Source organism: Thioalkalivibrio nitratireducens DSM 14787, assembly GCF_000321415.2.
GTDB classification, from domain to species: Bacteria; Pseudomonadota; Gammaproteobacteria; order Ectothiorhodospirales; family Ectothiorhodospiraceae; genus Thioalkalivibrio; species Thioalkalivibrio nitratireducens.
Genome location: NC_019902.2, coordinates 3,069,179 through 3,088,793, shown reverse-complemented (window position 1 = coordinate 3,088,793; position 19,615 = coordinate 3,069,179). Strand labels below are relative to the sequence as shown.

The 19,615-nt window shown below is 66.9% G+C and carries 21 protein-coding genes; 17 read left to right on the top strand and 4 right to left on the bottom strand.

Going from position 1 to position 19,615, the window contains the following annotated elements; translation table 11 throughout:
* The first annotated feature begins 82 nt into the window (after window positions 1-82).
* From TVNIR_RS14145 to TVNIR_RS14135, 3 genes are all read left to right on the top strand, one after another.
* Entirely contained in the window at window positions 83-382 is a 300-nt protein-coding gene (locus TVNIR_RS14145; protein WP_043740726.1) for a DUF3634 family protein, read from the top strand.
* Between the two features lie 118 nt (window positions 383-500).
* Entirely contained in the window at window positions 501-3,761 is a 3,261-nt protein-coding gene (locus tag TVNIR_RS14140; RefSeq protein WP_015259741.1) for an EAL domain-containing protein, read from the top strand.
* Between the two features lie 514 nt (window positions 3,762-4,275).
* Window positions 4,276-5,304 (top strand): hypothetical protein, encoded by a 1,029-nt coding sequence (locus tag TVNIR_RS14135; protein WP_015259740.1) that lies wholly within the window; start codon window positions 4,276-4,278, stop codon window positions 5,302-5,304.
* 120 nt (window positions 5,305-5,424) lie between these two features.
* Here TVNIR_RS14135 and rnk read toward each other — a convergent pair whose 3' ends face one another.
* A complete protein-coding gene (gene rnk / locus TVNIR_RS14130; RefSeq protein WP_015259739.1) occupies window positions 5,425-5,838 on the bottom strand; it encodes a nucleoside diphosphate kinase regulator in 414 nt (137 codons plus the stop codon).
* Between the two features lie 245 nt (window positions 5,839-6,083).
* On the bottom strand, window positions 6,084-6,554 hold the full coding sequence (locus TVNIR_RS14125; protein ID WP_015259738.1) for an aminoacyl-tRNA deacylase: 471 nt from the start codon (window positions 6,552-6,554) through the stop codon (window positions 6,084-6,086).
* Between the two features lie 326 nt (window positions 6,555-6,880).
* On the opposite strand from TVNIR_RS14125, the gene TVNIR_RS14120 reads away from it, so the two are divergent.
* The 14 genes from TVNIR_RS14120 (at window position 6,881) to TVNIR_RS14055 (ending at window position 18,116) form a co-directional block, all read left to right on the top strand.
* Window positions 6,881-8,296 carry a form I ribulose bisphosphate carboxylase large subunit gene (locus TVNIR_RS14120; protein ID WP_015259737.1) on the top strand — a complete coding sequence of 472 codons (1,416 nt, stop codon included), beginning with the start codon at window positions 6,881-6,883 and terminating at the stop codon, window positions 8,294-8,296.
* A 55-nt stretch (window positions 8,297-8,351) separates the two neighbouring features.
* Window positions 8,352-8,696, top strand: a complete 345-nt coding sequence (locus tag TVNIR_RS14115) for a ribulose bisphosphate carboxylase small subunit (protein ID WP_015259736.1) — start codon at window positions 8,352-8,354, stop codon at window positions 8,694-8,696.
* Window positions 8,697-9,296: 600 nt separating this feature from the next.
* Window positions 9,297-11,132 (top strand): CsoS2 family carboxysome shell protein, encoded by a 1,836-nt coding sequence (locus tag TVNIR_RS14110; RefSeq protein ID WP_237251647.1) that lies wholly within the window; start codon window positions 9,297-9,299, stop codon window positions 11,130-11,132.
* Between the two features lie 18 nt (window positions 11,133-11,150).
* The gene (locus TVNIR_RS14105) at window positions 11,151-12,665 is read left to right on the top strand and encodes a carboxysome shell carbonic anhydrase (RefSeq protein ID WP_083499471.1); all 1,515 of its coding nucleotides are present in this window, start codon (window positions 11,151-11,153) and stop codon (window positions 12,663-12,665) included.
* On the top strand, window positions 12,665-12,928 hold the full coding sequence (locus TVNIR_RS14100) for a carboxysome peptide A (protein WP_015259732.1): 264 nt from the start codon (window positions 12,665-12,667) through the stop codon (window positions 12,926-12,928). The genes TVNIR_RS14105 and TVNIR_RS14100 overlap by 1 nt, the downstream gene beginning before the upstream one ends.
* Window positions 12,928-13,197 (top strand): carboxysome peptide B, encoded by a 270-nt coding sequence (locus TVNIR_RS14095; protein ID WP_015259731.1) that lies wholly within the window; start codon window positions 12,928-12,930, stop codon window positions 13,195-13,197. The genes TVNIR_RS14100 and TVNIR_RS14095 overlap by 1 nt, the downstream gene beginning before the upstream one ends.
* 58 nt (window positions 13,198-13,255) lie before the next feature.
* Window positions 13,256-13,546, top strand: coding sequence for a BMC domain-containing protein (locus TVNIR_RS14090; protein ID WP_015259730.1), 291 nt, complete (start codon window positions 13,256-13,258; stop codon window positions 13,544-13,546).
* Between the two features lie 65 nt (window positions 13,547-13,611).
* Window positions 13,612-13,920, top strand: coding sequence for a BMC domain-containing protein (locus tag TVNIR_RS14085; RefSeq protein ID WP_015259729.1), 309 nt, complete (start codon window positions 13,612-13,614; stop codon window positions 13,918-13,920).
* A gap of 42 nt (window positions 13,921-13,962) precedes the next feature.
* A complete protein-coding gene (locus tag TVNIR_RS14080) occupies window positions 13,963-14,286 on the top strand; it encodes a BMC domain-containing protein (protein ID WP_015259728.1) in 324 nt (107 codons plus the stop codon).
* Window positions 14,287-14,337: 51 nt separating this feature from the next.
* The gene (locus tag TVNIR_RS14075) at window positions 14,338-14,823 is read left to right on the top strand and encodes a ferritin-like domain-containing protein (protein ID WP_043739781.1); all 486 of its coding nucleotides are present in this window, start codon (window positions 14,338-14,340) and stop codon (window positions 14,821-14,823) included.
* A complete protein-coding gene (locus TVNIR_RS14070) occupies window positions 14,820-15,083 on the top strand; it encodes a 4a-hydroxytetrahydrobiopterin dehydratase (protein ID WP_015259726.1) in 264 nt (87 codons plus the stop codon). Before TVNIR_RS14075 ends, TVNIR_RS14070 begins: the two co-directional genes overlap by 4 nt.
* A 532-nt stretch (window positions 15,084-15,615) precedes the next feature.
* Window positions 15,616-16,623, top strand: coding sequence for a sodium-dependent bicarbonate transport family permease (locus TVNIR_RS14065; RefSeq protein ID WP_015259725.1), 1,008 nt, complete (start codon window positions 15,616-15,618; stop codon window positions 16,621-16,623).
* A gap of 15 nt (window positions 16,624-16,638) precedes the next feature.
* A complete protein-coding gene (locus TVNIR_RS14060) occupies window positions 16,639-16,959 on the top strand; it encodes a P-II family nitrogen regulator (RefSeq protein WP_015259724.1) in 321 nt (106 codons plus the stop codon).
* 140 nt (window positions 16,960-17,099) lie between these two features.
* Entirely contained in the window at window positions 17,100-18,116 is a 1,017-nt protein-coding gene (locus tag TVNIR_RS14055) for a LysR family transcriptional regulator (protein ID WP_237251820.1), read from the top strand.
* A gap of 161 nt (window positions 18,117-18,277) precedes the next feature.
* Here the strand turns inward: TVNIR_RS14055 and TVNIR_RS14050 are convergent, their stop codons facing one another.
* Both TVNIR_RS14050 and TVNIR_RS14045 read right to left on the bottom strand, forming a co-directional pair.
* Window positions 18,278-18,859 (bottom strand): nucleoside deaminase, encoded by a 582-nt coding sequence (locus TVNIR_RS14050; RefSeq protein WP_015259722.1) that lies wholly within the window; start codon window positions 18,857-18,859, stop codon window positions 18,278-18,280.
* Between the two features lie 216 nt (window positions 18,860-19,075).
* Entirely contained in the window at window positions 19,076-19,504 is a 429-nt protein-coding gene (locus tag TVNIR_RS14045; protein WP_015259721.1) for a SufE family protein, read from the bottom strand.
* Window positions 19,505-19,615 lie beyond the last annotated feature (111 nt).

The window sequence follows — 19,615 nt, the reverse complement described above, 5'->3', positions numbered from 1 at the left end:
GTTCCCGCCGCCGAATTTCCCAGCTCCGCAGGGCTGGCGCCTCGTGACCGCGTTACTTGCGCTGATCGGGGTGCTGCTGGCGATGGCGGCGGTGTTCGCGGTGTTCCTGATGCACGTGCGCGTACGCTTCGTGATCGACCTGAACGACGGGCGGGCGCGCGTGCTGCGCGGGGATCCGCCGTCCGCGTTCGTGCGCGGCTGCAGCGACGTCGCGCGGCTGTACCGGGTCCGCCGGGGGAGGATCGTCGGGGTACGCACTGCGGGCGGCATTGAACTGCGCTTTTCCCGCGATTTGCCGGAACGCGCTCACCAGCCGCTGCGCAACGTCTGGGTGCCACCGGGCAGCGGCGGGCCCGGGGGTGGCCGGGCAGCAGGCGGGTGAAACGCGGCCCGGGCAGCCTGCCAGGGAACCGGCACCCTGCGTTCCGAAGGACCGGAATCGGCGATGGCCGCTGGGCTGCAGCTTACGCTTGCCGCGCCGATGCGGCCATAATCCACTGATGCGCGTCTCGGTTTCCGGCTCGATCGCGTTGGCGGCGGCGTATGCGATTGCGGGATGGGTCGCACTCCAGGTCGCGGTGCCGCCCTATTCGGTGTCGCAGGTGTTTCCGCCTGCCGGAATTGCACTGTCGGCCATGCTGATCTTTGGGACGGGCGTGTGGCCGGGGGGGGCCGCCGGGGCCGCGATGGTGCAGCTGCTGGCCAGCGAGGATGCCGGGGTGCACAGCTTGGCGATCCTTGCGGCCGCTCCGGTTGGCGCGACCGCGCAGGCGCTGTTCGGGTACTGGCTGGCCCAGCGCCTGATCGGTTTCCCGAACCCTCTCGATGCCGGCCGCAGCATCACGCTGTTTCTGCTGGTGGTCGCGCCCGTGAGCTGCCTGGTTAGTGCGTCGGTGGCGGTGCCGGCGCTGATGTTCAGTGGCGTGATCGGCTTGCCGGATGCGTTCTTCAGTTGGTGGAATTGGTGGCTCGGAGACAGCCTGGGCGTGATGGTCGCCGCTCCGCTGATGTTCGTGCTGTTCGGGCGGCCGCGGCCGGTGTGGCGGCCCCGGCTGTTCACGGTGGCCCTGCCGCTGCTGGTCACCCTGGCCCTGACGATGTTCGCGTTCCAGGGGATTCGGGACTCGGAGCAGCGCCGCATCGAGCAGCAGTTCGGGCGCGAGGCCGAGGGTGTCGCCACTCTGACGGCCAAACGGCTCGATGCCCAGATCGACATGATCGTCGCGATCGAGCGCCTCGTCGGCCACGATCCCGCACACACCGCCGCTGAGTTCCGGCGGTTTGTCCTGCCGATGCTCGATCGCCACCCGGGTACCCAGAACTTCACGTGGAACCCGAGCGTGCGTGCGGATGAACGTGCGGAGTTCGAACGGGCGGTGTCGCAATCGATCCCGGGGTACCGCGTGCTGGACCGCCTGACAGATGCCGCGGTGCGCGTTGCGCCCGCCGCGGAAGCAGAGGTGTATTTTCCGATCCTGCATGTGGAGCCGCGTGAAGGCAATCGCGGCGTGCTCGGGCTGAATCCGGCGTCGTTTTCGCCCGCGCGCGAAGCAATCGCCGCCGCGCTGACGGAGGGCCGCCCGATCGCAAGTGAGCCGTTCCTGCTGACGCAGGAGCGCGCGGCTCAGCGGGGCGTGGTGATCTACCACGCCGTCTCCGGGGTCGCCGGTGGTCAACCCGGACTGGTGAGCGGAGCCTTCCGGATGGATGACCTGATGGATGCGGTGATCGGGGATTCGCTCGCGCGAAGTCTCCGGGCGTGCCTGATGGATCGCGATGCCGCCCCCGGCAACCGGCGCCTCACGGGACCGGACATCTGCGGCGCCGAAGCGCCCGAGACTGGCCCGCTCTCGTCGACGTTCCCGATTGCGTTTGCGGGACGGCAGTGGGAACTGCGCGTGGTGGCCGACGATGCGTTTCTCCGGGAACGACGCACATGGGTTGCCTATGCCACTTTGACCTTTGGCCTGTTTTCCACCGGCCTGCTCGGAGCCTTTCTGCTGATGACCTCCGGCCAGGCACGGAGGATCGGGACGCTGGTAGAGCAGCGCACCGCCGAACTGGCCAGAACCACGTGGAGCCTTAGGGATCAGCAGGATGCGTTGGCACGAGCCCAGCGGATCGCCCATCTCGGCAGCTGGGAACAGGAGGCGGAGGATGGATTGCTGCGGTGCTCGGACGGATTGCGGGCGCTGGTCCCGCTGCCGGACATGGAACGCTTCGAACTGCGGCATCTGCTGGCTGCATTCGAACCCGGCGATGCGAGGCGCCTGAAGGAAGCGATCGAACGACTGCACACGACCCCTGACGCGGTCGAGCTGGATTGTGGACTGCGGAATCCGGGTGCGTCGTCGATCGTTCATGTCGTCGTCGAGGGTGAGTGGAAGGGCGGGCGTCTGCAGCGGGTGCTGGGTACCGCACAGGATGTAACGGAGGCTCGACGCGCCGAAACGGACATTCAGCGACTGGCCCATTACGACGGGCTGACCGGTTTGCTGAATCGAAACCTCTGGGCAATGCGTGCACGCTCGGCGCTGGATATCGCGCAACGCCACGGCGATTGCCTGGCGGTGCTGTTCCTGGACCTCGACCAGTTCAAGACGGTGAACGATTCGCTGGGTCATCGCGTCGGCGACGGACTGCTGGCCGAGACAGGACATCGTCTGCAGTCGTGCATGCGTAAAGAGGATCTGCTGGCTCGGCTCGGGGGAGACGAGTTCGTGGCCTTGTTGCCGCGGCTTGCACGACCCCACGACGCCGGTACGGTCGCCCGCAAGATGCTGGATGTGCTGGCGCGCCCAATGGTCGTGGACGGCCACGAACTGACGCTGTCGGCCAGTGTCGGTATTGCGGTCCACCCGGCCGACGGCGCGGATGTCGATACCCTGCTGCAACACGCCGACACGGCGATGTACAGTGCCAAGGACGCCGGGCGCAACACCTTCCAGTTCTTCGTGCAGGAGATGAACGTGCGGGTGCTGAGACGCCTGCGGGTGGGGAGCGGGCTGCGGCGGGCGCTCGACCGCAACGAGTTTACGATGCACTTTCAGCCGCAGTTCGATGCCGAGACCCTGGTTCTGGTTGGTGTCGAGGCATTGCTGCGCTGGCAACATCCGGAACACGGTTCGATGCTGCCGGGCGAGTTCATCCCGGTCGCCGAGGAATCGGGGCTCATCATCCCGATCGGCGACTGGGTCATGCGCACGGTATTCAAGCAGCAGGCGCGCTGGCGTGAGCAGGGTCACCGGCACCTGTCCGTGGCGGTCAACATCTCGGCGCTGCAGTTTGCACGGCCCGATTTCGCCGACAAGGTCGCACGGATCATCGCCGAGACCGGTGCCGATCCCTCCCGGATCGAACTCGAGATCACCGAGAGTGCGCTGATGGACGGTTCGCCGTCGCTGAGCCGGCGGCTGCAGACGCTGACGGGGATGGGCCTGAAGCTGGCGCTGGATGATTTCGGTACCGGCTACTCAAGCCTCGCCTACCTGAAGCGGCTGCCGCTCGACCGCCTCAAGCTCGACCGTTCTTTCGTCCGGGATCTTCCGGACGACCCGGACGATGCGGCGATCGCGCTGGCAGCCATCTCGGTGGCCCGTGACCTGGGCATGCAGGTGATCGCAGAGGGCGTCGAGACCCCGGGGCAGCGCGAGTTTCTGATCGCCCATGGCTGCCGGTGGATGCAGGGATTCCTGTTCTCGGAGCCGTTGCCGGTGCAGGCGTTCGACCGCTGCTATCCGCCGCCTCCGGAGTCGGGATGAAGGGCGCAGGAACGGCGATGGCGAACGTAGTGCTGCTGCCAGTCCCGACGGTCGGCGTTCAAGCGGAGATCGGGTTGGGACGAACCATGTGCCCGGTTCAGGCTGACATGCCGTTTGCGGGGGCGAGACTATCGCTCGAGGGGCGGCGTGGGTCAGAATAGCGCTCGAGCCGGAACGCGGACAGCCATGAGTGTTTCTCAAGAGGTGAGTGTTTGCAGGCCCGCGAAACCCGGGGACACCCGACCCGCAGGCGTTCGCTGTGTACCGTGTGCCGTCCCCAGAGACACGTCGACCAAGGGTTCCTGTCATTGCGAGCGCAGCGCGACTAACGCGCGTGGCGCGTTGAACAGGCGCAGGCTGGCCCGCATAGGGCGAGCGCAGCGAGTAGTCCAGATTCAGTGCGGTGGATCAATGCCCTATGGGTCGCCACGTCCCGCTGTATTGTGCGCGCGGCTGAAGGCTTCGCTCCACGCGATGATGAATGGAGCGGCGTGGTTCTGAACGAGGGCGGTGGATGCTGAGCATGCAGAAGTGGGTCTTGGGTATGGCGATTGGCCTGTTCCTGGCCGCGCCGGTACTGGGTGATACCCCCGACGATGACACCGACGAGAGCGCGGCGAACAGTGTCGAGCCGATGGCGGATTCCGAAGTCGTGGAGCCTCGGCGAGCGGAGGGCGACGGGCCTCGGCTGGAATGGCTGGAGACGACCCGTCGCGGCGTCGATACGACCGCGAACTGGCTGGTGCGGGGGGTCGACGGCTGGTTCGGTGACAAGCCTTTCGATGAATCCGGGGGGGAGGTCAGCGGTAGCGTCTACGTTCGGGGGCTGCAGCGTGAGGACGAAGGCTTCAAGGCCCGGGTGCGTTTTCGGCTCGACGTCACGATGCCCAATGTCAACGAGCGTGCCTTCGTGTTCCTTGGGCGCGACAACGAGGCCGAGCTGGTGACCGACCAGCCGGATACCTTCCGGCGCGCGCAGCTGCTGTTGCCGGAGAGTCGCACGGACGACTCCACGTTCTTTGCCGGGATCGGCTATTTCCTGCGCGACAACGTCAGTCTGCGGGCGGGGGTTCGCGGTGGTTACAAGTTGTACAGCCAGGCCCGGTACCAGAAGGACTGGTGGCCGACCGAGCAGTCGAGGTTGGAGTTCACCGAGACGATCTTCCTGGCAGTCCGTGACGGTCTGGGTTCGACCACCGCCCTGGACTATGGCTATGCGTTTGCCGACGATTTCGGCTTTCGATGGCGCAACTCGGCCACTTTCAGCACCGAGACGGATGGTGTCGCCTGGGCCACGGCCCTGGGCACGCTGAAGACGTTTCCCAAACAGCGGGAGTTGTCCCTTGACGTGCTGGCGAACGGCGAGACGGACTACGATGTGAGCGTGCGGGAGTACGGGGTTCGTGGGATCTACCGGCGGCCGGTCTACCGCGACTGGCTGCTGGGCGAGGTGATCCTCGGTTACTTCTGGCCGCGTGAAGACGACGATCCAGACCGGCGCGAGGCCTGGGCGCTGGGGCTGGCTACCGAGATGCGCTTCTGACGGCGGGCCGTCGGTTCCCGACGATTGCAGTCCCGGGGGGCGCCCGTGTCCGGTACCTGCGGGAGGTCCATCGAGGCCCGATGCAGATCCCGCCGGACTGACGTCTGGCCCCGGGGGGCGTCAGCGGTGGAACTCGCCCGAGGACTCGGGCTGGTAGAGGATCTCCATGATTCGCACAGTCATCGTGCCGCCGCGTGGCGCCGGCCACTCGATGCTGTCGCCGACCGAGAGCCCCAGCATCGCGCTGCCGATGGGGGCCAGCACTGACACCTTTTCCGGACTGCCGTCGAACCCCGCGGGGTAGACCAGCGTGCGCTCGAACTCCTTGCCGTCCGGTTCGGTTCGGAAACGAACGGTGGAATTCATCGTGACCACGGTGGATGGCACGTCGCCAGGTTCTACCACGTTGGCCCTTTCGAGTTCTTCCAGCAGGGATGCGTGCGCCTTCAGCGCGTCGTGCGACAGGGCATCCAGCAGCTGCTCGATGCGGTGCAGATCCAGGGACGAGAGGGTCAGCGTCGGTCGCTCGGTCATGTCGGGGTGGCCTCAAGAAGTTCGGGACGAACAAAAAAACGGCCCACGCAAGCGCGGGCCGCCGTGTCGATCGGATTCGTGCTACCTGCGCCGGGGTTTCCGGTAGCGTTGCGCCTTTATTACACAAACGCCGGGCAAAGGCAAAGGTGGAACCGATTCGCGCTCGGCGAGCCATTGACCGAAGGCCCGGCGGGCACGCGTGTCCGGGCCCGCCTGCGGCACGGGCGTCGCGACCGGTTTCCCGCTCAGATATGCACGCTGAAATCGCCCTGGCGTACATTTCCCAGCAGGGAACGGAAGGTCTCGCCCCGCAGCCGTACCAGCGATTCGTGGTCCCCGCCCTCGATGAAGACCTCGTCCTGCACGGCCATCGAGTCGTCTAGGACGGTCTCCAGCCCGTAGGCAGGGCCCAGCGCCGGCACTGCCCCGGCCTCGCAGTCCGCGAACAGCTCAGCGACCTCCGGCTCGGTGGCAAGCCCCACATGGGCGCCGAGCGCGTGGTGCAGGCGCCCGAGTTTCAGGCGGTGAGTCGCGGGCAGAACCACGAGCAGGTACTGACCCGCGTCCTCGACCACGACGCCCTTGGCCAGCGCGTCGCCCGGTACGTGTGCCGCTTCCGCGGACCGATTGGCCGAGGTGGTGTGCGGATGTCCGACGATTTCATACTGCACACCGCGACTGTCGAGAAAGGTTTTCAGCCTGTTCGCCAGATTCATGGTGGCACCTCCATGGTCCCGTTCCTGCCGCCACTAGAGTATAGACCCGGCCCGCAATGCTCCCCGGCATCGCCACAAGCCACCCTTCCGGGATGCCGGGCCAAGCCATTGTCCCGGCGACCGGTTGCTGGGGAACGCCGAATTCCGTGCGCCCTTGGCGAATGCACTGGGCCGCAGTAATCTCCTCAGGTTCCACGCGGTCATTACATAGGCTCAAGTCTATGCGATCTGAAGAAAAGACCGATTGGAATACTATGCGTTGCGTCCATAGACTTCGCGCAGGTTCGATCGGCACTTCCATCCAGTAATTGAAGCAGGAGTCGACCATGGCAGTTAAGACCTATGAAGCCGGTGTCAAGGAATACCGGGAAAAGTATTGGACCCCGGACTATGTCCCGCTCGACACTGACCTGCTGGCCTGTTTCAAGGTCACCGGTCAGCCCGGTGTCCCCCGCGAAGAGGTGGCCGCAGCCGTGGCCGCGGAAAGCTCGACCGGCACCTGGAGCACCGTGTGGTCCGAGCTGCTGACCGACCTCGAATACTACAAGGGCCGTGCCTACCGCATCGAGGACGTGCCTGGCGACAAGGAATCGTTCTACGCGTTCGTGGCCTACCCGCTCGATCTGTTCGAGGAAGGCTCGATCGTGAACGTGCTGACCTCGCTGGTCGGCAACGTCTTCGGCTTCAAGGCGCTGAAGCACCTGCGTCTGGAAGACATCCGCTTCCCGATCGCCTACATCAAGACCTGCATGGGCCCGCCCAGCGGCATCCAGGTCGAGCGTGACAAGCTGAACAAGTACGGCCGCCCGATGCTCGGCGCGACGATCAAGCCGAAGCTCGGTCTGTCCGCGAAGAACTACGGCCGTGCGGTGTACGAGTGTCTGCGCGGCGGTCTCGACCTGACCAAGGACGACGAGAACGTCAACTCGCAGCCGTTCATGCGCTGGCAGAACCGTTTCGAGTTTGTCGCCGAGGCGGTGATGAAGGCGCAGGCCGAGACCGGCGAGCGCAAGGGCCACTATCTGAACGTGACCGCCCCGGACCCCGAGCAGATGTACGAACGCGCCGAGTTCGCGAAGGAACTGGGCATGCCGATCGTCATGCACGACTTCCTGACCGGGGGGTTCACCGCAAACACCGGTCTGGCCAAGTGGTGCCGCAAGAACGGCATTCTGCTGCACATCCACCGCGCGATGCACGCGGTTATCGACCGTCATCCGAAGCACGGCATCCATTTCCGCGTGCTGGCCAAGTGCCTGCGCCTGTCCGGCGGTGACCACCTGCACACCGGAACCGTGGTCGGCAAGCTCGAGGGCGACCGCAATTCCACGCTGGGTTTCGTCGACCAGCTTCGCGAAGCATTCGTGCCGGAAGACCGCGCCCGCGGCGTGTTCTTCGACCAGGACTGGGGCTCGATGCCTGGTGTGTTCGCGGTGGCGTCTGGCGGTATCCACGTCTGGCACATGCCGGCACTGGTTGCGATCTTCGGCGATGATTCGGTGCTGCAGTTCGGTGGCGGCACGCAGGGCCATCCCTGGGGCAACGCCGCGGGTGCCGCCGCCAACCGCGTCGCGCTCGAGGCCTGCGTGAAGGCGCGCAACGAGGGTCGTGAGCTCGAGCGCGAGGCGCGCGAGATCCTGACCGATGCCGCCCGCCACAGCCCGGAACTCGCGATCGCGATGGAAACCTGGAAAGAGATCAAGTTCGAGTTCGAGACCGTGGACAAGCTGGACGTCGGCTGAGCCCGTGCCTGTCCCACACTGAACTTGTAACCGAATCGAAACGAGGAAAACGAACATGGCAACCATGTACGAAATGGGCGACTACCAGACTGCCCAGACGCTCGAAACCTTCGGCTTCCTGCCCAAGCTCTCACAGGACGAAGTGCATGAGCAGATCGCCTACATCATCGCCCAGGGCTGGACCCCGGCGATCGAGCATGAGCATCCGAGCAAGGCGTTCAATCACTACTGGCCGATGTGGAAGCTGCCGTTCTTCGGCGATACCGACCTCGGCCACGTGGTCGCCGAACTCGAGGCCTGCCGCCGCGCCTATCCGGATCACCACATCCGGCTGCTGGGCTACGACGCCTACGCCCAGACCCAGGGCGCGTCTTTCGTGGTTTACGAAGGCCGCGGCTGACGGCACGGGACGCGGTCACTGTCCGATCGGACAGTGACCGCGGTGCAACGGGACTCGAGCAACCACGCGACGGGGTTTGAAATGGCAGGACCTTCACACAGCAGCAGCGCACGGGCGGCATCCATGGCCCGGCGGCGCGCCCTTTCCGAAGCCGGAAAGGCCGCACTGACGAAGACACCCACGCACAGCGGCGGGGCCCCCGCGCACCCCCGTCCCAGCCCCAGTGCGCCCGCGGCCCGTCCGGCTGCCAGTGCCGCGAGCACTGCCGGCGCCGGCACGTCCCGCTCGGTCGCTTCGGGCCGTTCCGTGCAGCCGATGATGCCCGCGGCACGTGCGGCGTCCCGGGCGCGACGCGAGGCGATGTCCAATCGCGGCAAGGCAGGCCTCTCGCAGGCGGACCGCACTCGGACGGCGGCTGACGTACAGCCGCCGGCGGGTCCGGCGAACCCGAAGGATGACGGGCGTTCCGGCTGTGGCTGCGGCTGCAAGGGTGAGAAGGACACAGCGCCGGAAGCGCGTTCTGCTCGCGAGAGCGCACCTGCGGTGCGTGCGCGGTCTGCGGCGCGGACCAAGGTCCGCCCCAATGGCAAGAAACCGGTGGTGGCGAATACCAGCCGGGCGGTGGCGCTGGCCCGCAGGCAGGCACAGTCGGCGCGCGGCAAGGCCGGCCTGAGCCCCCGCGGCATGACGACTGCGCAGACCGCCCGGGCGACGAACCCGGGTCTGTCCGGGCGCGAGCTGGCCCGGGCGCTGCGCGAGCAGCGCAGCCGCACCGGCAATGCCGGCCAAAAAAAAGCTGAGCCCTGCGGGCGCGTGCGTCCGCAGAAGAGCCGGAAGGACGCGCCCCCGAAAGTGGGTGCCAGCGAGACCGCGTACGGGCAGCACCTGACCGGCACGATGGTCGGGCGCAGCCGCAGCGTCACCGGGGACGAACCGGGTTCCTGCAATCCGGTGACCGGCACCGAGTACATGGGTGCCGAAATCTTTCGCGACTTCTGTCAGACGGAACCGACGACGGCGCCGCGGAAAGTCGGGGTGAGCCCGACCTCTCACGGCAACCGGGTTTCCGGCAACGAGGTGGGTCGGAGTACCCGGGTTACCGGCGACGAGCCCGGCACCTGTGCGCGCGTCACCGGCACCGAGTATCTCGGTGCCGACAAGATCGATGCCTTTTGCGGGGTTCGCCCGGAGCCGGCCGCCGGCAAGATCACGGTGGCCCAGAGCCAGAAAGGCAAGAGCGTGACCGGCAGCAATGTTGGCCGTTCGGAACGCGTCACGGGTGACGAGGTTGGTGCTAACCGGGCACTGACCGGCACGCAGTACATGCAGCAGGGGAATGGCCAGGCGCCCGCGAAGGTCGGGACGACAACCACCTTCAGGGGGGGGGCGGTGACCGGCACCATGGTCGGCCGTTCCGAGCGTGTCACCGGCGACGAACCCGGAAGCTGTCGTAATGTGACTGGTGATGCATACCTGGGCAGCGAGCATTTCGAGAGTTTCTGCGAATCGGTACCCGCGCCGGAGGACGAGAAGGTCGGTCTGTCGCAGACGTTCAAGGGCATGGCCGTCACCGGAACCCTGACGGGGCGCTCCGGGAAGGTCACCGGTGATGAACCGGGTACCTGCAACGCCATTACCGGTACGCCCTACGCCGGGGTCGAGCAGTATCGCGGCTATTGCGAGCCGGGCGAGACCAAAACGAGCCAGGCGCGCACACGGCCTCAGCGTGCGACGCCAGGTCCCGCGCTCACCGGCATCCAGCCCGGGATCGGCGGCCCGATCACGGGCGCAGCCAAGGGCGCCTGCGAACCGGTCAGCGGCACGCCGTACGTGGGTGCGGACCAGTTCGCTGAAGTCTGCCCGGCGACGCCGGCCGAGCCCGGCAGCCCGGATTTTCCACAGCCGGTCGCGGGGCAAAGGGAGCCCTGGGAGCAGTTCAGCGTGATAGCGCCGTCGCATGCCGCCGTTGCGCCCCAGATCACCGGCGCCGTGACCGGCACCCGCTATGAACAGGGCCAGATCACCGGTCCGTTCGGCATGGCCACGGGAAAGGTTACCGGCACCGAGGAATTTCGCTTCGGACGCGGCGTTATGTCGTCTCCGACGAATGCGAACGCGGACGCCAACGCCATCCCAGCGACCGCCGAGACCGTCGGGGGCCGAGTGAAGTCCCGGGTGACCGGCGAGGGCATGGATGGCGGTGTCCGGATCACTGGCGACGACTGGGATCGCGGCGACCGCGTGACCGGTACCGAAGGGGCCTCGGCGATGCGGCGCAATCCGACGCGTCGGGGAGGCCCGATGAGTGCGATGCCGCCGGAGCCGGTGCCGAAGCGCAACGAGGACATTCCTCCGCCCGTCGGCAAGGTGACCGGTGGCAGTGGCAACACGGAACGGGGCGCGCTGGTGACTTACTCGGGAGGGGCCCGGGGTTGATCCCCGGGGAGAACCGACATGCTTCCTGGCCGCCGTCAATCGACACGCCCGCTGTTCTGGTCCCAGGGACCGGCGTCCGCGCCCGCCCCGGTGGCCCCGCGACGTTCAGCCCGCCCGTCCGTCGGAGGTGGAGTGACGCGGGGATTGCACCCGCTGACGCAGGGGGACGAGAACGCCTATCTGTTCGCGTACGAGCGACGTGTAAAGGACTCCTTCGACACGATCGTGCCGGTGCTGAAGCGCCTGTCCGGTCTGCAGCACGAGGAGAACTTCGAGATGCGGGCCCAGGCGATCGCGCGCGAGCAACTCGGGTTCGAGCTGCCGCCCGAGATTCTCGGGGACGCCTGGGTGACACAGCTCGACATGCGGCGGCTGTTCGCGTGGTGCGTGTTCGAGACGTATCGCCGGTTCTGCGACGAGTTCTTTACTGATGATCCGCTGGGGTCCGGCGACGAGGATGCGTTCCAGGCGTTCCTGCAGGACTGTGGTTTCCATACCCTGGACGTGTCGCCCTGCGCGGACGGGCGGCTGGCCCATGTGATCCGCTACGTGCTCCGGCTCCCCTACCGCGCGGTTCGACGCAAGTCCTACGCGGGCGCGCTGTTCGATATCGAGGACAGTCTGCAGAAATGGGTCGAGACGGAGATGCTGCGGTTTCGGGAAGGGCGCCCGAATACGGCGGATGCGCCCACCCGGTACCTGAAGGCGGTGGTGTACCACTACAGCTCGAGCGACCCGGAGCATGAGGGCTGCGCGGCGCACGGATCGGACGAGCAAAAGGCGGCGCAGGCGGGGTTGGAACGCCTGCTTGGATTCCAGCAGGCGGTGCAGAACAGCTTCTGCTGTGGCGCATCGATCGATTTGCTGCTGATCGGCATGGATACCGATACCGACGCGATCCGTGTGCATGTGCCCGGTGCGGATGGACGCGTCGACCCGCAGACGGGCGTGGAGGCGCAGGCGTTGTATGCCGACACCGTGCGCCTGCCGGCCGTCGAGGCGGAAGCCCGGATCCTGGAGCGCGTGAAGGCGTCCGCGCCGGGCGTCGCCGACGGGATGGCGCGGCTGGCGGCACGGCTGATTGCGAACAATCTGTCGCAGATCGACTACGTGCGCAGCTACCACGACGGGCGCTACGCCGACGTCGGTCACGCCGAGCGCTTCATCGGCGTCGGAATCGGTTTCGAGGAGATCCAGCTGCGCAACCTGACCTATTTCGCCTACATGGACACGGTCGAGGAAGCGGCCCCCGATCTCGACGTTGGAGTGAAGATCGGCTCGCGGCTCAATGTGGCCCATGGTCTGCCGGTGCCGGTGGTCGTGCGCTACGACTATCACGGCCAGGTACCGGGCTCGCGCGAGCGCGCGGTGGCGCATTGCGAACGGGTGGACCGTGCACTGCACAGCCGTTACCAGGATCTGTCGGCGCGCGGTTTGCTGCACACTTTGCAGATCGTGCGCGACTGCAATGCGCGCGGCCCGATCGAGGCGCTCGCCTGCTCCGTGCGCGGTACGCCGCAGGGAGGCCACTGATGAAGATTTGCCAAGTAGAGCGGCCGCTGGTGTCCACGAATCGGATCGCGGGCCTCGAACACAAGCACCTGCAGGTCGTACGTGACGGCCGGTCGCTGTTGGTTGCGGTCGACGCGGTGGGCTGCATTCCCGGCGACTGGGTGCTTTGTGTCGGCAGCTCCGCGGCCCGGGAGGCCGCCGGCAGCAAGGAGTACCCGAGCGATCTGACGATCGTCGGGATCATCGATCGCTGGCCGCCGCCGGATACGGAGGAGAAGGGCTGATGGACATCCTTCGGGTCGAGGGTTCACTCGTCTGCACGCGCAGGGTGGACGGCCTGAAGCAGATGGCCCTGCGGGTGCTGCGCGACAACGGAGGGGGCCGGCATGTGGCGGTCGACCCGGTCGGCGCCCGCGCGGGGAACTGGGTGTTTACCGTCAGCGGCTCGGCAGCACGGTACGCGGCGGGCGATTTCGAGATTCTGACCGATCTGACCATCGGCGGAATCATCGACCGCTGGGAGCCGCCCGCGCACAACGGGTCGCAGGGGTAGGCAAAGCAGCGGGTTTCATTGGGTTCAACAAGCAGCGATATCAGCAGGAGAAACAGACATGGCAAACGAGACCCACGGCATCGCGCTGGGGATGATCGAGACCCGGGGGCTGGTGCCCGCCATCGAGGCGGCGGACGCCATGACCAAGGCCGCCGAGGTGCGCCTGATCGGGCGCGAGTTTGTGGGTGGCGGCTACGTGACCGTGCTGGTCCGCGGCGAGACGGGCGCGGTGAACGCCGCGGTCCGTGCCGGCGCGGACGCCTGCGAGCGCGTGGGCGACGGGCTGGTGGCGGCACACATCATCGCCCGCCCGCACCGCGAACTGGAACCGATTCTGGGTAATCCCTGACCCGGGGGCTATCGGGCCCACGGGAATGCAATTGAGATGACACATCTGACGACGGAGATTGGGTAATGGCAAACGAAAGTTACGGTATCGCACTGGGCATGATCGAAACGCGTGGGCTGGTGCCTGCCATTGAGGCGGCGGACGCCATGACCAAGGCCGCCGAGGTGCGGCTGATCGGGCGCGAGTTCGTCGGTGGCGGCTACGTGACCGTGCTGGTCCGCGGCGAGACGGGTGCGGTGAACGCCGCGGTGCGTGCCGGCGCGGACGCCTGCGAGCGCGTCGGCGACGGGCTGGTTGCAGCGCACATCATCGCCCGTCCGCACCGCGAGGTGGAGCCCGTGCTGCCCACCGGTGGCCCGTCGAGCGACAAGTAATACCCTGGGCCCGAACACTTTATCTGCAAGGAGAATCACACCATGGCCAACGAAACCTACGGCATCGCGCTGGGAATGATCGAGACCCGGGGCCTGGTGCCCGCTATCGAGGCCGCGGACGCGATGACCAAGGCCGCCGAGGTTCGGCTGATCGCCCGGGAGTTCGTCGGGGGCGGGTACGTCACAGTCCTCGTGCGCGGGGAAACCGGCGCAGTGAATGCGGCGGTAAGAGCCGGCGCCGATGCCTGCGAGCGTGTGGGCGACGGGCTGGTCGCGGCACATATCATTGCCCGTCCGCATCGGGAAGTGGAGCCGGTGCTCGGCGGGGAAGGCGCCCTGGCCGGTAACCAGCCGCAGCGGAGCTGATGGACGCGGAACGCTTCCACCGACGCGCCATGCACGGACTGATCCGTCGTCATGTTTTTCGCTAACGCGGACCCTAGGGTGCTCGGGTATCTGGGCCGTGCGCTCAGTCTCGAGTTCTCGGCGGTGCAGCAGTACGCAACCCAGGCGCGCCTCGCCGCGTCCTGGGGGCTTGCGGCGGCGTCCGAGCGGTTGCAGGCCGAGGCGACCGAGGAGACCGAGCATGCCAGCCGGATCATCGGTCGCATGCTCGCGCTTGGGGTCGCCCCGAATGCGTCACAGCTGAGGCCGGTTCGGCTCGGCGGGAGCCTGCGGGAGCTTCTGCTCCACGACGAGGAGCTGGAACTGGCCCTGGTCCAGCTCTACAGCGATGCCACCCGCCATTGCGCGCGGATGGGGGACCATGACAACCGGATGTTCTTCGAGACCCTCCTGGAGGAGGAGCGTGCGCACGGAACGGCGCTCGCACGCTGGATCGAGGAACTGGAAGGTTCTTCGGCGCAGGCCGTGGCGGGTGAACGAACCGGGGGGTTGCGATGAGTGAATGGAAGGAACGCGCCCGACCGGCCCGGCTCGAGCGACGCTACGAGTTTCCGGATTACGAAACGCTGCGCGAGTTTCTGGACCGCGTGGCGGAGCTGTCGGAGCAGGAGGGGCTGTATCCGGACATGGGATTCGGCCGTACCTACCTGAATGTCACCATTCATGCCGACGAGGACGCAGCGCAACTCGGTGAGCGGCAGCGCCGCTTCGCGGAGCGCATGGACGCGCTGTTGCCCGCGGCGGCACGCCCGATGTAGGACATGAGTGCCCGTGGGGTGGCGCGAGCGCCCGGGTTGTCGGAGACCGATTCCCCGGGTCACGGTCGCAGCGCCCAGGGCTCAAGCGAGGTGCAAGCATGGCAGAAGCCGACAAGACCAAGGATCCGTTGGGTCCAGCGACGCAGACGACGCGGGTCGCCAGTGGCGCGTCAGAGGCGGCGGGCACCGGTGCTCGACCGGCGTCCGCAAAAGCGGGCTCCGCGGAGACCGGCCAGCCGGCAGGCGGTGATTCGAGGCCGGCAGGGACCAAAACGGCGTCCGGTACTGGCAAGGGTTCGAAGACCACCGGAACGGCGAAGCGGGCCGCTGGAACTCGCGGACGGTCCGGAAAGGATGCGGCTGCAGAGACGGGCGCCGGTTCGGGGGACCCCTATCAGGCCGGGCGCCGCGTCTGGCCGGATTGAGAACGCACGCGGCTGTCGGTTCGGCGTTCGGTCGAAGCGGAACCCCGGGCACGGGCGGCGCGGCAGCGCGCGGTCCCGCGGCCACACGATACCTCTGGTAGATTCCCATGGGCGCACTGAGCAACCTGCTGATCCCCGCTGTACTCTTTTTCGCTCTGGGCTTTCTTGCCCGGGTGGTGAAGTCGGACCTGCGCTTCCCGCAGGATATGGCGAAAATGCTGTCGATCTACCTGCTGGTCGCGATCGGCCTGCACGGCGGATACGAACTGGGGAGAGCGGATCTCGGCGTCGCGATGCAGGCGGTAGTCTGGGCGCTGGTGATGGGCTTCACGCTGCCGATCATCGGGTACCTCCTGCTGGTGGCGACGCGCAGGGTGAGTGCGCTGGACGCCGCCGCGGTAGCCGCCCATTACGGCTCGGTCAGCGCGGGAACCTTTCTGGCCGCCGTGGCCTATCTGGATGCCGCCGGCATCGCCTATGAGAGTTACCCGGTGATCATGCTGGCGGTGATGGAGTCGCCCGCGATCATCGTCGGCCTGCTGCTGGCGGCGTGGACGCGCCGGCGCATGGGGCGCAAGGACGCCGCGGAGCCGGCGCCGGAGGATCCGGTTGGCCGGGGGGGGATGTCCTCGCTGCTGCACGAGGCGCTGACCAACGGCAGTGTGATGCTGCTGCTCGGCTCGCTGCTGATCGGCGCGGTGGCCGCGCCGGGTTCGATGGACAGCCTGTTCCCGTTCATCAACGAGATCTTCATGGGAGTGCTGTGCCTGTTCCTGCTGGAAATGGGCATGGAGGCGGCAAGGCGCATCCGGGAGTTTCGCAAGGTCGGCGTGATCATGGTCGGGTTCGGGCTGGTGATGCCCCTGATCGGCGGGGTCGTCGGCGTGGTGATCGGGCACTGGGCGCTCGGGTTCGGTCTGGGTGGTACCACGCTGGTGGCGGTGCTCGGCGCCAGTGCGTCCTATATCGCAGTGCCGCCGGCGATGCGGCTGGCGGTTCCCGAGGCCAACCCGTCGCTGTACCTGACCCTGGCACTGGGCATCACCTTCCCGTTCAATGTGATCATCGGTATCCCGCTCTACCTTAATCTGGCCCGACTCGTTGGGGCGGCGTAAACCTGGAGGCCTGTGATGCCATCGCTCTACCCGGAGAAACTGGTCACCATCATCACCACCGATGTGCTCGAGGCGTGGCTGGCGAAAATCGTGCGCAAGCGCGGCGCAAGCGGGTATACCGTGGTGCGGGCGCGTGGTGCCGGGTCCAGTGGCGAGCAGTCGAGCATGCTTGATGTCGATACCAACATCAAGTTCCACGTGATCCTGCCCGAGGAGCGGCTGGCGGGAATGCTTGAGGGTCTGGAGTGCATGATGAAGAAAGGCCACCACCTGACGGTGTTCGTTTCCGAGGTCTCGGTGCTGCATCCGGAGAAGTACGAGCGGCCGCTGGAGTGACTCCTCCGCGGCCGACAGGCTGACCGGCGTCCCGGGGCCGGTTTTCGGGCCCGCGCACAGGGATTGGCGCCGGAATCTGGACAAGATCGCGCGCGGGCGATATAAGAGCGGCCATGCCGCCGCCGAACGACCCCCACCTCATTCCCCCGAGCGCGATGCCGGTTTACCTGATCCGGCATGCCACGCTCCGGCAACTCCAGGTGTTCGAGGCCATCGTTCGCCTGGGAAGTTTCACGCGTGCGGCCGAGGAACTGTTCCTGACGCAGCCGACCGTGTCCATGCACATCCGCAAGATGTCGGAGGCGATGGGTCTGCCGCTGTTCGAACACGTGGGGCGGAACGTGAAGCCCACCGAGGCCGGCGTCGAACTCTACGATGCCTGCCGACGGATGTTCGAGACCCTGGCGAACCTCGAGATGAAGATGGCGGACCTGAAGGGGATGCGCCGGGGGCGGCTGCGGCTGGGGGTGATCACGACCGCCAAGTACTTCGCCTCCGAGATCTTGGGCGAGTTCTGCCGCATGTATCCGGGCATCGAGGTGGCGTTGAAGGTCACCAACCGGGATCGGATCGTCGACGGGATGCTGGCGAACGAGGACGATCTCTACATCATGGGGCAGGCGCCCTGCGAGGAGATCGAAGTCGAGGAATTTCCGGTGGCGCCCAATCCGCTGGTGGTGATGGCGCCCCGTGATCATCCATTGGTCGGGCAGAAGCGGATCCCGTTTTCCCGTATCGCCGAGGAACCGTTTCTGCTGCGCGAGCCTGGCTCTGGGATCCGTGATGCGACGCTGAAGGCGTTCGATGCCCATGGGCTGCGCCCCAAGGTGCGGATGGAGCTCGGCAGCAACGAGGCGATCAAGCACGCGGTCGTCGGCGGGCTGGGGCTTTCGGTGCTCTCGCTGCACAGTTTGACTCTGGAGGGCACCAACGGGCCCGTGGCGGTGCTGGACGTCGAGGGCTTCCCCACGATGCGTCAATGGTATCTCGTCTACCCGAAGGGCAAGGAGCTTTCGCTGGTGGCCCGCACCTTCCTGGAGTTCGCGATCGCCAGCGAGCCGAGGATCCGCACCCGCATGGAGTCGCTGTGGCCAGGGTTGCAGCTGTTGCTGGACACAGGTGAGCGGCTGCCGGCACGCAAGAGCGCAGGTTCCTGACGATGACCGCCATGGTGGCGGAGGCCGTCCCCGGCCGGGTCAGGCCGTCGTGATCGGGGTGCCGGCACGTTGCGAACGCTGAACCCGTTTATCGCCCGATGCCGAGAACCGGGGCATTGATGGAGGGGCGCTGCCCTGCGCGGGCGCCGCTATCGCGGCAGCTATCCGGGCTGGCCGTTGTAGATCGGGCCCCCGCGCTCGACATACCGCCGGAGCACGACCAGGCCGTCGGCGCGGAGCAGTGGCCCCCGGACCTCGATGCCCCGACGCGCGAGTTCGGCGCGCCAGCGGGGCGTCGGCGGTCCCTCGTCGAAGCCGACCGCCTCGACATCGCAGCGGTCGGTCGCGAACACGAACCGGCGTACCCCGCTCCATGCGATCGCCCCGAGACACATGGTGCAGGGAGCGCTGGAACTGAACAGCACGCAGGGCAGGGGCTCGAGGGTATGGCGGCCGAGACGCTGCTGGGCCAGCGCCAGGGCCTGGAGTTCCGCGTGTGCCGCCGCGCAGTGGCTGGCGATGGTGGTGTTTACCGCTGCACTGATGCGCTGGGTGCCGTCCAGCCGATAGACGGCAGCCGCGAACGGCCCGCCGCTGCCGCGTTCCACGTTCTCGCGCGCGATGGCCACGACCTCCGTCATGCGGGCACGGTCGTCCGGGGCAGGCGGCGGCTGCGCCAGCCAGCCGGGGAGCCAGCCGGGCTGGGGCAGGTGCAGGGTGGTGTGCGTATCCCGCGAGTTCATGCCGCAAGGGTACCCGGGATCCGCAGCTGGGGCATCCCCGCGGACTGGACCCTCACGATTCCTCTTCCCGCTGGGTGCGTCAGGCCGCCTCCGGTATCCGTTGCCGGTAGCGCAGGCTCGCGTTCGTTCCCCGGGTGCGCAGACGCGCCGCACGGAAGCGCTGCGGCGCACGAATTCGAATCGGGCTTCGGCAAGTGGGCGGGATCCGGAGCAGGCTCAGGCCGATGCCTGCTGTACCAGCGCGCGTGCCTGGGTTTTCATCAGGTCCACGATGGCATAGACGCCGACATGCCGGTTCGGTGACAGGTGATCGCCGAGCCGCAGGCGTTCGAAGAATTCGTCGACGTCGAGTTCCTCGATCGCCTCGACGCGGCGTCCATCCGCGATCTGGATCAATAGCGTCAGCACGCCCTTGATGATGGACGTGTCGCAGTCGCCATGGTAGCGGATGCGGCCCTCTTGGTCCGGGTCGCGGTAGGCCTTCACCCATACCTGGCTCATGCAGCCCTTCACGCGATTTTCCTCGAGCCTCGCGTTCTCGGGCAACGGCGGCAGTCTCTGGCCGAGTTCCACCAGGTATTGGTAGCGCTGGTCCCAGTCGCCAAGCAGTTCGAAGGTTTCGACCACTTCGTCCAGAGTCATCATTGGTCAGCCCGTAGTAATGGGTATTGCCGGGAAGATGGTAGCAAGCCGCCTGAGCGCGGGGGCAACGACATCAATTGCATAATGTTTTTCCGTGGAGCGGGCCTGCCGGGG

Excerpts from the sequence above, each read along its gene's own strand:
- TVNIR_RS14145 (WP_043740726.1), top strand. The coding sequence starts at position 83 with ATGGCGGCGGTGTTCGCGGTGTTCCTGATGCACGTGCGCGTACGCTTC.
- TVNIR_RS14140 (WP_015259741.1), top strand. The coding sequence starts at position 501 with ATGCGCGTCTCGGTTTCCGGCTCGATCGCGTTGGCGGCGGCGTATGCG.
- TVNIR_RS14135 (WP_015259740.1), top strand. The coding sequence starts at position 4,276 with ATGCTGAGCATGCAGAAGTGGGTCTTGGGTATGGCGATTGGCCTGTTC.
- rnk (WP_015259739.1), bottom strand. The coding sequence starts at position 5,838 with ATGACCGAGCGACCGACGCTGACCCTCTCGTCCCTGGATCTGCACCGC.
- TVNIR_RS14125 (WP_015259738.1), bottom strand. The coding sequence starts at position 6,554 with ATGAATCTGGCGAACAGGCTGAAAACCTTTCTCGACAGTCGCGGTGTG.
- TVNIR_RS14120 (WP_015259737.1), top strand. The coding sequence starts at position 6,881 with ATGGCAGTTAAGACCTATGAAGCCGGTGTCAAGGAATACCGGGAAAAG.
- TVNIR_RS14115 (WP_015259736.1), top strand. The coding sequence starts at position 8,352 with ATGGCAACCATGTACGAAATGGGCGACTACCAGACTGCCCAGACGCTC.
- TVNIR_RS14105 (WP_083499471.1), top strand. The coding sequence starts at position 11,151 with ATGCTTCCTGGCCGCCGTCAATCGACACGCCCGCTGTTCTGGTCCCAG.
- TVNIR_RS14100 (WP_015259732.1), top strand. The coding sequence starts at position 12,665 with ATGAAGATTTGCCAAGTAGAGCGGCCGCTGGTGTCCACGAATCGGATC.
- TVNIR_RS14095 (WP_015259731.1), top strand. The coding sequence starts at position 12,928 with ATGGACATCCTTCGGGTCGAGGGTTCACTCGTCTGCACGCGCAGGGTG.
- TVNIR_RS14090 (WP_015259730.1), top strand. The coding sequence starts at position 13,256 with ATGGCAAACGAGACCCACGGCATCGCGCTGGGGATGATCGAGACCCGG.
- TVNIR_RS14085 (WP_015259729.1), top strand. The coding sequence starts at position 13,612 with ATGGCAAACGAAAGTTACGGTATCGCACTGGGCATGATCGAAACGCGT.
- TVNIR_RS14080 (WP_015259728.1), top strand. The coding sequence starts at position 13,963 with ATGGCCAACGAAACCTACGGCATCGCGCTGGGAATGATCGAGACCCGG.
- TVNIR_RS14075 (WP_043739781.1), top strand. The coding sequence starts at position 14,338 with ATGTTTTTCGCTAACGCGGACCCTAGGGTGCTCGGGTATCTGGGCCGT.
- TVNIR_RS14070 (WP_015259726.1), top strand. The coding sequence starts at position 14,820 with ATGAGTGAATGGAAGGAACGCGCCCGACCGGCCCGGCTCGAGCGACGC.
- TVNIR_RS14065 (WP_015259725.1), top strand. The coding sequence starts at position 15,616 with ATGGGCGCACTGAGCAACCTGCTGATCCCCGCTGTACTCTTTTTCGCT.
- TVNIR_RS14060 (WP_015259724.1), top strand. The coding sequence starts at position 16,639 with ATGCCATCGCTCTACCCGGAGAAACTGGTCACCATCATCACCACCGAT.
- TVNIR_RS14050 (WP_015259722.1), bottom strand. The coding sequence starts at position 18,859 with ATGAACTCGCGGGATACGCACACCACCCTGCACCTGCCCCAGCCCGGC.
- TVNIR_RS14045 (WP_015259721.1), bottom strand. The coding sequence starts at position 19,504 with ATGATGACTCTGGACGAAGTGGTCGAAACCTTCGAACTGCTTGGCGAC.